At 62.3% G+C, this 13,311-nt stretch carries 8 protein-coding genes; 7 read left to right on the top strand and 1 reads right to left on the bottom strand.

The window, feature by feature from the left end; genetic code table 11:
* Positions 1-114: 114 nt before the first annotated feature.
* The 7 genes from hrpB to ACYF6X_RS20290 all read left to right on the top strand — a co-directional run bounded on the left by hrpB (position 115) and on the right by ACYF6X_RS20290 (position 11,799).
* Entirely contained in the window at positions 115-2,553 is a 2,439-nt protein-coding gene (hrpB, locus tag ACYF6X_RS20320) for an ATP-dependent helicase HrpB (protein ID WP_197816968.1), read from the top strand.
* 118 nt (positions 2,554-2,671) lie between these two features.
* The gene (gene mrcB / locus ACYF6X_RS20315; protein WP_063988732.1) at positions 2,672-5,164 is read left to right on the top strand and encodes a bifunctional glycosyl transferase/transpeptidase; all 2,493 of its coding nucleotides are present in this window, start codon (positions 2,672-2,674) and stop codon (positions 5,162-5,164) included.
* A gap of 251 nt (positions 5,165-5,415) precedes the next feature.
* Positions 5,416-7,596 (top strand): ferrichrome porin FhuA, encoded by a 2,181-nt coding sequence (gene fhuA, locus ACYF6X_RS20310; RefSeq protein WP_130017600.1) that lies wholly within the window; start codon positions 5,416-5,418, stop codon positions 7,594-7,596.
* 47 nt (positions 7,597-7,643) lie between these two features.
* Positions 7,644-8,441, top strand: coding sequence for a Fe3+-hydroxamate ABC transporter ATP-binding protein FhuC (gene fhuC, locus ACYF6X_RS20305; RefSeq protein ID WP_107227016.1), 798 nt, complete (start codon positions 7,644-7,646; stop codon positions 8,439-8,441).
* Positions 8,441-9,349 (top strand): Fe(3+)-hydroxamate ABC transporter substrate-binding protein FhuD, encoded by a 909-nt coding sequence (fhuD, locus tag ACYF6X_RS20300; RefSeq protein WP_063988735.1) that lies wholly within the window; start codon positions 8,441-8,443, stop codon positions 9,347-9,349. The genes fhuC and fhuD overlap by 1 nt, the downstream gene beginning before the upstream one ends.
* On the top strand, positions 9,346-11,334 hold the full coding sequence (gene fhuB / locus ACYF6X_RS20295; protein WP_063988736.1) for a Fe(3+)-hydroxamate ABC transporter permease FhuB: 1,989 nt from the start codon (positions 9,346-9,348) through the stop codon (positions 11,332-11,334). Before fhuD ends, fhuB begins: the two co-directional genes overlap by 4 nt.
* A gap of 312 nt (positions 11,335-11,646) precedes the next feature.
* A complete protein-coding gene (locus ACYF6X_RS20290) occupies positions 11,647-11,799 on the top strand; it encodes a Hok/Gef family protein (protein ID WP_039567912.1) in 153 nt (50 codons plus the stop codon).
* 124 nt (positions 11,800-11,923) lie between these two features.
* Here ACYF6X_RS20290 and metK read toward each other — a convergent pair whose 3' ends face one another.
* On the bottom strand, positions 11,924-13,078 hold the full coding sequence (gene metK, locus ACYF6X_RS20285; RefSeq protein ID WP_016926681.1) for a methionine adenosyltransferase: 1,155 nt from the start codon (positions 13,076-13,078) through the stop codon (positions 11,924-11,926).
* Between the last annotated feature and the right edge of the window lie 233 nt (positions 13,079-13,311).

Here is a 13,311-nt window from a genome sequence, read left to right as displayed (position 1 = left end):
GAAGCATGGACGAGCTCCGTACTATAGCTAACGCCGCCGCAGTTTGAAAGGCTACGGGGACAAAGCTAATGCTACACTGTACGCCGTTTAACGTTAACCACCACGGAGAGCTCAGTGTCTTCATTGCCCGTCAGCGCGGTGCTTGATGAGTTGCTGGCTGCATTGCAGTCCGCTCCTCAGGTGCTGTTGCACGCCCCGACCGGCGCCGGTAAATCCACCTGGCTGCCGCTGCAGATCCTGGCTAAGGCCGGGTTGCCGGGGCGTATTATCATGCTGGAGCCGCGGCGGCTGGCGGCGAAAAACGTCGCCTATCGCCTGGCGCAGCAACTGGGGGAGGAGCCCGGCCAGACCGTGGGCTACCGCATGCGCGCCGAAAGTAAAAGCGGGCCGCAAACCCGGCTGGAAGTGGTGACGGAAGGCATTCTCACCCGCATGCTGCAGCAGGACGCCGAGCTGCAGGGCGTGTCGTTGGTGATCCTCGATGAGTTCCACGAACGCAGCCTGCAGGCCGATCTGGCGCTGGCGCTGCTGCTCGACGTGCAGCAAGGGCTGCGCGACGATCTGAAACTGCTGATCATGTCGGCCACCCTGGACAATGCTCGCCTGTCGCAGCTGCTGCCGGAAGCGCCGGTGGTGGTGTCCGAGGGGCGCAGCTTCCCGGTTGAGCGTCTGTATCAGTCGTTGGCCAGCCATCAGCGGCTGGAGGATGGCGTAGCGGCGGCGGTGAAGCGCCTGTTGGCCGAACAGCCGGGATCTTTGCTGCTGTTCCTGCCGGGCGTGGCGGAGATCCATCGGGTGCTGGAGCGATTGACCGGCGAGGTGGCGAGCGATACCGATCTTTGCCCGCTGTATGGCGCTTTGCCTTTGGCGCAGCAGCAAAAAGCGATTCAGCCGGCGGCACCTAGCCGCCGCAAGGTGGTGCTGGCGACCAACATCGCCGAAACCAGCCTGACGATCGAGGGCATTCGGCTGGTGGTGGACAGCGGTCTGGAGCGCGTGGCGCGCTACGACGTGCGCAACGGTTTGACGCGGCTGGTGACGCAGCGCATCAGTCAGGCCTCGATGGTGCAGCGTGCCGGGCGCGCCGGGCGCCTGGAGCCGGGCATTTGCTGGCATCTGTTCGCCAAAGAACAGGCAGAGCGCGCGGCGGAACACGCCGAACCGGACATTTTACAGAGCGATCTCACCGGCTTCTGGCTCGAGTTGCTGCAGTGGGGATGCCACGATCCGGCGCAGCTGACCTGGCTGGATGCGCCTCCTGCCGCCGCATTGGCGGCGGCCAGGGCGTTGCTGCACCGGCTGGGGGCCACGGATGACGGTGACAAACTCACCGCACCGGGGCGCCAGATGGCCGCGCTGGGGTGCGAGCCGCGGTTGGCGGCGATGCTGGTCACCGGCGCGGCGCTGAGTGCCGACGGCCTGGCGACGGCGGCGTTGCTGGCGGCATTGCTGGAAGAACCGCCGCGCGGTGGGCAGATGGATATCGGCTACTGGCTGAGCCGCCCGCAACCAAACTGGCGGCAGCGCGCCGTGCAGTTGGCCAAACGCCTGCCGCAACGAGCGGGGCAAGTCGACGTCGATCTGGCGCCGCGCCTGTTGGCGCAGGCATTTACCGATCGTATCGCCCAGCGGCGTGGGCAGGATGGCCGCTACCTGCTGGCTAACGGCATGGGGGCGGCGATGAACCAGGACGAGGCGCTGTCGCGTGCACCCTGGCTTATCGTCCCCAGCCTGTTGCAGGGCCACAACAGCCCCGATGCGCGTATCCTGCTGGCGCTGCCGGTGGACATCGAAGCGCTGGCGGCGCAGCTGCCGGCGATCGTCACGCAGCGCACTGCGGTGGAGTGGGATGAAGAGAAGGGCACGTTGCGCGCCTGGAAGCGCCAGCAGATCGGCCGTCTGACGCTGCGCGCCCAACCGCTGGCCAAACCGGCGGACGAAGAGCTGCAGCAGGCGCTGCTCGACTGGGTGCGCGCGCAGGGGCTGGCAGTGCTCAACTGGGAGGGGGCCGCCGAACAATTGCGGGTGCGCCTGCAGTGCGCGCAAGCCTGGTTGCCGGAGGCGGAATGGCCGGCGATGGATGAAGAGCCGCTGCTGGCGGCGCTGGAGCAGTGGCTGTTGCCGTCGCTGAACGGCGTTCGCGATCTGCGCGGCTTGAAGCAGGTCAACATCGCCGAGGCGCTGTCCCGCCTGCTGGACTGGCAGCAAAAGCAGCGGCTGGATAATGCGCTACCCACTCATTACACTGTGCCGACCGGTAGCCGCCTGCCGATCCGTTATGAGGCCGGCAAACCGCCGGCGCTGGCGGTGCGTTTGCAGGAGGTGTTCGGCGAGCAGCGCAGCCCGATGTTGGCGGAGGGTCGCATCCCGGTGGTGCTTGAGTTACTCTCACCAGCGCACCGGCCGTTGCAAATCACCGGCGATCTGGCGGCCTTCTGGCAAGGCGCCTACCGCGAGGTGCAAAAAGAGATGAAGGGCCGCTATCCGAAACACGTTTGGCCGGACGATCCGGCCACGGCGGTACCGACGCGCCGAACGAAGAAATATCAGTAGGTCGCGATCATTCAAGGTTTGGAATTCAGATGTTTCTTCTGGTCAGCGCTGCGGCGTAGGCACAGATTAAGCGACTAATCATGGCCGGCAGTGTCGGCAAGCTCGGAGAACAACAGCCATGGCTGGGGATGACCGCGAGCCCATCGGGCGCAAAGGAAAACAACCAAAAAACACCGCGTCGCGCAAGCCGCCGCGCCGTCGCCGAGACGACGATTATGACGATTACGAAGAAGACGAGTATGACGATGATGAGTATGAAGAGGAGGAGGAACGCATGCCGCGTAAGGTAAAAGCGACTCCGCCGCGTAAAAAACGCCGCTGGCTTGGCCTGATAATCAAACTGATCCTGGTGCTCGCCGTGCTGTTGGCGATCTATGGCGTCTATCTGGATTCGCAGATCCGCAGCCGCATCGACGGCAAAGTCTGGCAGTTGCCGGCGGCGGTGTACGGCCGCATGGTCAACCTGGAACCGGGCATGCCGTACAGCAAGAAGGAGATGGTCAACCTGCTGGAAGGCATGCAGTATCGCCAGGTCAGCCGCATGACGCGACCGGGCGAATTCACCGTGCAGGCCAACAGCATCGAGATGCTGCGCCGCCCGTTCGACTTTCCGGATGGTAAAGAAGGGCAGATCCGCGCCCGTCTCGATTTCCAGAACAACCGTCTGGCGAAGATCGAAAACCTGGACAGCGGCCGCAGCTTCGGCTTCTTCCGCCTCGATCCGCGTCTTATCACCATGCTGCAGTCGCCGAACGGTGAACAACGCCTGTTCGTGCCGCGCTCCGGTTTCCCGGATCTGTTGGTGGATACGTTGATCGCCACGGAAGACCGCCACTTCTATGAGCATGACGGCATCAGCCCGTACTCCATCGGCCGTGCGGTGCTGGCCAACCTGACCGCCGGTCGTGCGGTGCAAGGCGGCAGTACCCTGACGCAGCAGCTGGTGAAGAACCTGTTCCTGACCAACGAGCGTTCGCTGTGGCGTAAGGCCAACGAAGCCTATATGGCGCTGCTGGTGGATTACCGTTACAGCAAGGACCGCATTCTGGAGCTGTATCTGAACGAGGTGTACCTCGGTCAGAGCGGCAGCGACCAGATCCGCGGTTTCCCATTGGCCAGCCTGTATTACTTCGGCCGTCCGGTGGACGAGCTGAGCCTCGATCAGCAGGCGCTGCTGGTCGGCATGGTCAAGGGCGCGTCGCTGTACAACCCGTGGCGTAACCCGAAGCTGGCACTGGAACGCCGCAACCTGGTGCTCAAACTGCTGCAGAACCAGGGCGTGATCGACGGCGAGCTGTATGACATGCTGAGCGCACGCCCGCTGGGCGTGCAGCCGAAAGGCGGCGTCATTACGCCACAGCCGGCGTTTATGCAGATGGTGCGTCAGGAACTGCAGAGCAAGCTCGGCGATAAGGTGAATGATCTGTCCGGCGTGAAGATCTTCACCACGCTGGATCCGGTGTCGCAAGACGCGGCGGAAAAAGCGGTCGAAGACGGCATTCCGGCGCTGCGCGCTGCGCGTCACCTGCAGGATCTGGAGGCGGCGATGGTGATCGTCGATCGCTTCAGCGGTGAAGTGCGCGCCATGGTCGGCGGCGCCAACCCGCAGTTCGCCGGCTTCAACCGCGCGATGCAGGCGCGCCGCCTGGTCGGCTCGCTGGCCAAACCGCCGACGTACCTGACCGCGCTGTCCGAACCGGATAAATACCGCCTCAACACCTGGCTGGCGGATGCGCCGCTGTCGCTGAAACAGCCGAACGGCGCCGTCTGGCAGCCGAACAACTATGATCGCAAATTCCGCGGTCAGGTGATGCTGGTGGATGCGTTGGCCAACTCGCTGAACGTGCCGACGGTGAACCTCGGCCTGTCGGTCGGGCTGGATCAGATCAGCGCCACGCTGCAACGCCTGGGCATCCCGAAAGCGGAGATCAATCCGGTGCCTTCGATGCTGCTGGGGGCGATCGGCCTGACGCCGATGGAAGTCGCGCAGGAGTACCAGACCATCGCCAGTGGCGGCAACCGTGCGCCGCTGTCGGCGGTGCGTTCGGTGATCGCCGAAGACGGCACGGTGCTGTACCAGAGCTTCCCGCAGGCGGAACGCATGGTGCCGGCGCAGGCCGCTTACCTGACGCTGTACGCGATGCAGCAGGGCGTGGCGCGCGGGACTTCTCGCTCGCTGTCGGTGAAGTTCCCGAACTACAACCTGGCGGCGAAAACTGGTACCACCAACGATCTGCGCGACAGCTGGTTCGCCGGCATCGACGGCAAGGAAGTGGCGATCGCCTGGGTAGGGCGCGACAACAACGGCCCGGCCAAGCTGACCGGCGCCAACGGCGCCTTGACCCTGTATCGCCGTTATCTGGAAAACCAGACGCCGCTGCCGCTGATGCTGCAGCCGCCGGAAGGCATTAACCAGATGAGCATCGACTCTGCCGGCAACTTTATCTGCGGCGGCAGCAGCTGGCGCACCATCCCGGTCTGGACCGACAATCCGCAGGGATTGTGTCAGGCCAGCCAGGCGGCGGTGCAGCAACAGCAGCAACCGGCGGCGGGTGAGCAAAAAGATGGCGATGGCGTCGCCGGCTGGATCAAGGATATGTTCGGCCAGTAATCGCTACCGGGGCGTCGGCCCCGGTGAAAATTTTTTCTTTGTTATTAAGCCCGTAACCTTGGTTGCGGGCTTTTTTATTTTTCTGCTCGTTTTATTTCCCTGCTAAGTGCAAGGCTAAGCGCCTAATCCTTAACCTATTTGCCCTATGAATTCGGCTTGCAGTTTAATTTGGCTTCTGCATAAAATGCGACGCTTATAATAATTATTATCGTTTACATTCGTCATTTAATAATTCATCAGAGAAATCAACTATGCCGACCAAGCGTCTTTCATCATCCGCGGCCAAGCTGAGCCGTACCCCTGCCAGCGCGTTAGCGCTCACCGTCGCTGCGGCGCTGGGCACGTTGGCGATGCCGGCTTTCTCCGCCGACGCCAAGGAAGACACGATTACCGTTGTGGGCGGCAGCAATACCGCCCAGCAGGAAAGCGCCTGGGGGCCGGTCGGCACCTATGTCGCCAAGCGCAGCGCCACCGGTACCAAGACCGATACGCCAATCGAAAAGAACCCGCAGTCCGTTTCCGTGGTAACGCGTGAAGAGATGGACATGCGGCAGCCGGATACGGTGAAAGGCGCGCTGGCCTATGCGCCGGGCGTATTCGCCAGCCGCGGCAGTTCCACGACCTATGACGCGGTGGCGATCCGCGGCTTCCCGGCCACCAACACCACCCAGTATCTGGATGGTCTGCGGTTGTTGGGCGACAACTATAGCGAAGCGTCCATCGATCCTTATTTCCTCGAGCGCGCCGAGCTGCTGCGCGGCCCGGTCTCGGTGCTGTACGGCAAAAGCAATCCGGGCGGTTTGGTCTCGATGGTCAGCAAGCGGCCAACCACCGAGCCGCTGCGCGAAATCCAGTTCAAAATGGGCACCGATAATCTGTTCCAGACCGGTTTCGATTTCAGCGACGCGCTGGACGATCAGGGTATCTATTCTTACCGCCTGACCGGCCTGGCGAAAGACAGCGATACGCAGCAGACCATGAGCAAAGAGAAGCGCTATGCGATCGCGCCGTCCTTTAGCTGGCGTCCGGATGACAAAACCAACTTCACGCTGTTGGCCAACATTCAAAACGATCCCTATACCGGTTATTACGGCTGGTTGCCGAAGCAGGGCACGCTGATCCCGTTGCCGGACGGTAGCAAACTGCCGACCGATTTCAACGAAGGCGAAGCCAGCAACTATATGGCGCGCAAGCAGCGGATGATCGGGTACAGTTTCGAACATGCCTTCAACGATACCTGGGCGGTGCGCCAGAACCTGCGTTATATGCAGGTGGACACCGATATGAAGAGCATCTACGGATTCGGCGTGTCATCACCGACGACGATCAATCGCGCTTACGTTCAGTCGAAAGAGCATCTGAACAATTTTGCGGTTGATACTCAGGCGCAGGCGAAGGTGAAAACCGGCGATATCGACCATACGCTGTTGTTTGGCGTAGATTATTCGCGTATGCGCAACGATATCAATTCTGACTATGGTTCCGCAGATGGCCTGAGCATGACCCAGCCGCAGTATGGCAATGATGTGGTCAATATCAACTTCCCATACAAATACTTGAATCGCCAGGAGCAAACCGGCCTGTATGTGCAGGAACAAGGGGAGTGGAACCAGTGGCTGTTGACGCTGGGCGGGCGCTATGACTGGGCGAAAACGTCGGCCAATAACCGCGTTCTCGGGTACACCAACGAACGCTCCGATGGGCAATTCACCTGGCGCGGCGGCCTGAATTACCTGTTCGACAACGGCGTGACGCCGTATTTCAGCTACAGCGAATCGTTTGAACCGACCCTAGATACGTCAATCAATGGCCAGACCTTTAAGCCCTCGATCGGCAAGCAGTATGAGGCCGGCGTGAAATACGTGCCGAAGGATCGCCCAATCGTGCTGACCGGCGCGCTGTATCAGTTGACCAAGAACAACAACCTGACGCCGGATCCGGATAACGCGCAGTTCAGCGTGCAGAGCGGCGAGATCCGTTCGCGCGGCGTGGAGCTGGAAGCCAAGGCGGCGTTGAATGCCAACGTCAACCTGATCGCCTCCTATACCTATACCGATGCGAAGTACACCAAGGACAATACCTATCAGGGCAAACCGACCGTCGAGGTGCCGAAACACATGGCGTCGCTGTGGGCGGATTACACCTTCCACGAAACGGCGGTGAGCGGCCTGACGCTGGGTTCCGGCGTGCGTTACGTTGGCTCCAGCTCGAGCTTCAACAGCGATAACACCACCTTCAAGGTGCCGGACTACACGCTGGTGGACGCGACCATTAAATACGATCTGGCGCGCTTTGGCCTGCCGGGCTCGTCCGTGGGCGTCAACATCAATAACCTGTTCGACAAGACCTACGTGTCGAGCTGCTACCGCGATTACGCCTGCTACTGGGGCGCAGAACGCCAGGTGGTCGCCACCGCAACCTTCCGTTTCTAACCGGATAGCCGGGGCGGCGCTGCGTCGTCCCGGACAAAGCAGGATCTATGCAGGACAAACTTCTTAATCCCGGCGCGACCTTCGCGCTGGATAACGCCAGCTTCGCCGTCCCCGGCCGGGTGCTGTTGCAACCGCTGTCGCTCAGTTTTCCCCAGGGCAACGTCTGCGGCCTGATCGGCCATAACGGTTCAGGTAAATCCACCCTGTTGAAACTGCTCGGGCGGCACCATGCCCCCAGCAGCGGTCAGGTCTTGCTCAATCAGCAGCCGTTGGCGCAGTGGGACAGCAAATCCTTCGCCCGCCAGGTGGCTTACCTGCCGCAGCAGTTGCCGGCGGCGGAAGGCATGACGGTGCGCGAGCTGGTGGCCGTCGGCCGCTATCCGTGGCACGGCGCGCTGGGGCGTTTTGGTGCCAACGATCGCCAATTGGTCGAAGAGGCCATTTCACTGGTGGGGCTGAAGCCGTTCGCCAACCGCCTGGTGGACAGCCTGTCCGGCGGCGAGCGCCAACGCGCCTGGCTGGCGATGATGGTGGCGCAGGACAGCCGCTGCCTGCTGCTTGACGAACCGACGTCGGCGCTGGACATCGCGCACCAGGTCGAGGTGCTGGCGCTCATCCAGCGTTTGAGCCGCGAACGCGATCTCACGGTGATCGCCGTGCTGCACGACATCAACATGGCGGCACGCTACTGCGACCATCTGGTGGCGCTGCGCGGCGGGGAAATGATCGCCCAGGGCGGCCCGCTGGAACTGATGCAGGGGCCGGTGCTGGAGCAAATTTACGGTATTCCTATGGGCACGTTGCCACACCCGAGCGGTGGCGCGCCGGTGAGTTTTGTCTACTGATGTCTTCTGCATTCACTTCTTCTCACGATCCGCTGCGCCGCCGTTTGTTGATGGCGCTGGCGCTGTCGCCGCTGTTGGGCTCGTTGCCCGGCCGAGCGGCGGATGCGCCGCCGGATATCGCGCGCGTTGCGGCGCTGGAATGGCTGCCGATCGAGCTGCTGTTGGCATTGGGCGTGACGCCGCTGGCGGTGGCCGATGTGCATAACTACAACCTGTGGGTGGCGGAGCCGAAGCTGCCGGCGACGGTGGTCGACGTTGGTCAGCGCACCGAACCTAACCTCGAACTGCTGCAGCAGCTCCAGCCTTCGCTGGTGTTGCTGTCGCAAGGCTATGGCCCGACGCCGCGAAAAATCCAACCCATCGCGCCAACCATGAGCTTTGGCTTCAACGACGGCAGCGGCAAACCGCTAACCGTCGCCCGCCAGTCGCTGATGGCGCTGGGCCAGCGGTTGGGCATCGAAAGCCGGGCGGTAAACCACCTGGCGCAGTTTGACCGCTTTATGCAGGATGCGCGTCAGCGCCTGCAAAGCTACACCCGGCAACCGCTGCTGTTGTTTTCACTGATCGACACGCGCCATGCGTTGATCATCGGCCAGAAAAGCCTGTTCCAGGAAGCGATGGACCAACTGGGCATTCGCAATGCCTGGCAGGAGCAAACCGACTTTTGGGGCACGGCGGTGGTGGGTATTGAACGGTTGGCCACGGTGCGTAACGCCCGGGTCATCTACCTCGATCACGGCAATCAGGCGATGATGGATAAGGTCAGTGCGACGCCGTTATGGCAGTCGTTGCCCTTCGTGCGGCAAAACCAGCTGCGGCAGGTGCCGGCGGTGTGGTTCTACGGCGCCACGCTGTCGACGATGCGGTTTTGCCGCCTGTTGGCGCAGGCCCAGGAGAGTGGGGCATGAATTCGGGCATCCGGAGATTACCGCTGACGCTGATCCTGCTGTTGCTGGCGGCGGCAGGTGGCCTGACGATATACAACCTGGCGCAGCAGCTGCCGCCGGCGCACTGGGCGCGGGCGCTCAGCGCGCCGGACATCGACGACGTGCGGCAAATGCTGTTCCATTACAGCCTGCTGCCGCGGTTGACGGTGTCGCTGTTGGCCGGCGCCGGTCTGGGGCTGGTCGGCGTCCTGTTCCAGCAGGTGTTGCGCAATCCGTTGGCGGAGCCGTCGACGCTCGGCGTTGCCGCCGGCGCGCAGCTTGGCCTGACCATCGCCACGCTGTGGGTGCTGCCGGGGGGCGAATTCACCCGCCAGCTGGCCGCTATGGTGGGTGCGATTGTGGTGGGCGGGCTGGTGTTCGGCGTCGCCTGGGGCAAGCGGATGTCGCCGGTCACGCTGATTCTGGCCGGGCTGGTGCTGGGGTTGTACTGCGGCGCGGTCAACAGCCTGTTGGCGCTGTTTCATTACGATCAGCTGCAGGGCATGTTCCTGTGGGGCACAGGTGCGTTGAACCAACAGGACTGGAGCGCCGCGCAGTTCATTCTGCCGCGCTTGCTGGTGGCCGGTGCGCTGGCGGCGCTGTTGCTGCGCCCGCTGACGCTGCTGGGGCTGGACGACGGCGTAGCGCGCAACCTGGGGCTGGGGCTGTCGATGGCACGCTTCTGCGCCTTGGGGGTGGCCATTATCTTCAGCGCCATGCTGGTGAGCGCGGTGGGCGTTATCGGCTTTATCGGCCTGTTTGCGCCGCTGATGGCGAAGATGCTGGGCGCGCGCCGCCTGGCGCACCGAATGATGCTGGCGCCGTTGCTGGGGGCGCTGTTGCTGTGGTTGACCGATCAGGTGATGCTCGGGGTAACGCAGGTGTGGCGCGAGATCCCGACCGGTGCGGCCACCGCACTGTTCGGCGCGCCGTTGCTGCTGTGGCTACTGCCGCGCCTGCGCAGCGCCGCTACGCCGCCGCCGATGAACCTCGGCGACAAGGTGCCTGCCGAACGTGGGAATCTGCCTACCTGGATCCTGGTGGGCGGCCTCGTACTGCTGATCGGCCTGACGCTGGCGCTGATGCTGGGCAAAAATGCCGGCGGCTGGCACTGGAGCCTGGGCACAGAACTGGACGCTCTGCTGCCGTGGCGTTGGCCGCGCGTGCTGTCGGCGCTGGCGGCGGGCATGATGCTGGCGGTCGCCGGCACGCTGATCCAGAAATTGACCGGCAACCCAATGGCCAGCCCGGAAGTGTTGGGCATCAGTTCCGGTGCCGCTTTTGGCGTCGTGATGATGCTGTTTATGGTGCCGGGCGACGCCTTCGTATGGCTGCTGCCCGCCGGCAGCCTGGGGGCGGCCGCGACGTTGCTGATCATCATGATCGCCGCAGGCCGCGGCGGTTTCTCGACCGAACGTATGCTGCTGGCCGGTATCGCGCTCAGCACCGCCTTTACCACCGTCATCTTCCTGCTGTTGGCCAGCGGCGATCCGCGTATGGGGGGCTTGCTGACCTGGCTCTCCGGTTCGACCTATTCGGTGGAGCCGGCGCAGGCGCTGCGCACTGCGCTGGTGGCCGCCGGATTGATGGTATTGGCGCCGCTGTGCCGCCGTTGGTTGACCATCCTGCCGCTCGGCGGCGCCACCGCCCGCTCGGTGGGCATTGCGCTGACGCCGGCGCGGTTGGCCATTCTGTTGCTGGCTGCCACCCTGACCGCGATGGCGACCCTGACCGTAGGGCCGCTGAGCTTTGTTGGGCTGATGGCGCCGCACATGGCGCGCATGTTGGGCTTCCGCCGTGCGCTGCCGCAGATGGTGATCGCCGCGCTGCTGGGCGGCTTGCTGATGGTGTTTGCCGACTGGTGCGGGCGGATGCTGCTGTTCCCGTATCAGATCCCCGCCGGGTTATTGGCGACCTTTATCGGTGCGCCGTACTTCGTTTATCTGTTGCGTAAGCAGACGTCGTAAGCGGCGTCTCGGCCGTGCTTTTTCTGTCATCAAAGGCTCAGCGTCGCTGGGCCTTTTTTTATTTTTCAGGGTGTTGCAAGGGGCTGCGAACGGGTGAGCAAAAACGATATTGCGTGCGAAAAGGAACACGAGGCGTGGCGGTGAGATGAATATACTGCGGGCGGGTGCTCTGGATCTTTGTCTCTGGAGCTTCTGCGAAAGATACAAAGAGAAAAGCCCCGAGTCGATATTCATCAACCCGAGGCCTACTCTAACGCACGACAACGTTAAGTTAGCCTCTTACCCGCCGCGAGGCAAGGAGAAGAAGGCATGATGCCGAACAAACGCAGCCCGTTAAAACTGGTGATTATTTGTGTCACTGTAATATCACTGGCATGGATAACCCGCAGCACGCTGTGTGAGCTGCGGATCCGAGCGGGCACTACGGAGGTTGCGGCCATTTTGGCTTACGAATCCGAACGGTAAGGCAACCCGGCGGCGGGGACTTTGCCTCCGCTTGCCGGCAGTCGATGCGTTGATCCAGGAGCACCCATCCGCTCAAAAAAAAACGGCGAGCCCAGGCTCGCCGTTTTCATGTTGATGTCGGGGCTTATTTCAGGCCGGCGGCATCGCGCAGCAGCGCGGCTTTGTCGGTCGCTTCCCACGGGAAGTGCTCGCGGCCGAAGTGGCCGTAGGCAGCGGTTTCGCGGTAGATCGGCTGCAGCAGATCCATCATCTGGATCAGGCCGTATGGGCGCAGATCGAAGAATTCGCGCACCAGCAGCGTCAGCTGTTCGGTTGGCACTTTCTCGGTACCGAAGGTTTCCACCATGATGGAAGTCGGTTCCGCTACGCCGATAGCGTAAGACACCTGGATCTCGCAGCGATCGGCCAGGCCGGCGGCGACGATGTTTTTCGCCACGTAGCGCGCCGCGTAAGCCGCGGAACGGTCAACCTTGGACGGATCCTTACCGGAGAAGGCGCCGCCGCCGTGGCGCGCCATGCCGCCGTAGGTGTCGACGATGATCTTACGGCCGGTCAGGCCGCAGTCGCCCATCGGGCCGCCGATGACGAAACGGCCGGTCGGGTTGATGTGGTATTTGGTGCCTGCCGTCAGCCATTCCGCCGGCAGGACCGGTTTGATGATCTCTTCCATCACCGCTTCTTGCAGATCTTTCAGCGAGATATCTTCGGAATGCTGGGTGGACAGCACCACGGCGTCGATGCCGACGATTTTGCCGTCGTCGTACTGGAAGGTCACCTGGCTCTTCGCGTCCGGACGCAGCCACGGCAGGGTGCCGTTTTTACGCACTTCGGACTGGCGCTGCACCAGACGGTGCGCGTAGGTCACCGGGGCCGGCATCAGCACGTCGGTTTCGTTGGTGGCGTAGCCAAACATCAAGCCCTGATCGCCGGCGCCCTGCTCGAGAGGATCGGTACGGTCAACGCCCTGATTGATGTCCGGGGATTGTTTGCCGATGGCGCTCAATACTGCGCAGGAGTTGGCGTCAAAGCCCATGTCCGAATGAACGTAGCCGATCTCGCGTACGGTTTTGCGGGTGATCTCTTCGATATCGACCCAGGCGCTGGTGGTGATTTCACCGCCGACCAGCACCATGCCGGTTTTCACGTAGGTTTCGCAGGCGACGCGCGCTTTCGGATCCTGTTCCAGGATGGCGTCGAGGACGGCATCGGAGATCTGATCGGCGATTTTATCGGGATGTCCTTCGGAGACGGATTCGGACGTGAAGAGGTGTTTAGCCATTGTGTTCTGTACCTTGCATAAGACGGGTTAGAAATTACTGCACAGCGCTGGAGATCCGGCATCGAAGCGAAGGGTCTTCCGCTGATGGCGCGAGATGCATCCTGCAACGCCCCTCAGGCAAAGCCGTTAAGCAGTTTATCAGTTAACCAGTATAGATGGATTAACATCTGGACGTCTATTTTAGGTCAGGGTTTAGCCAGATTGCCAGTAATTTTTTGCGCTTTCGCTCTTTT

Source organism: Serratia sp. ID 25-353 (assembly GCF_054792795.1).
The sequence above is the reverse complement of the archived record's forward strand: the minus strand, read 5'-3'. Positions and strand labels throughout refer to the sequence as shown.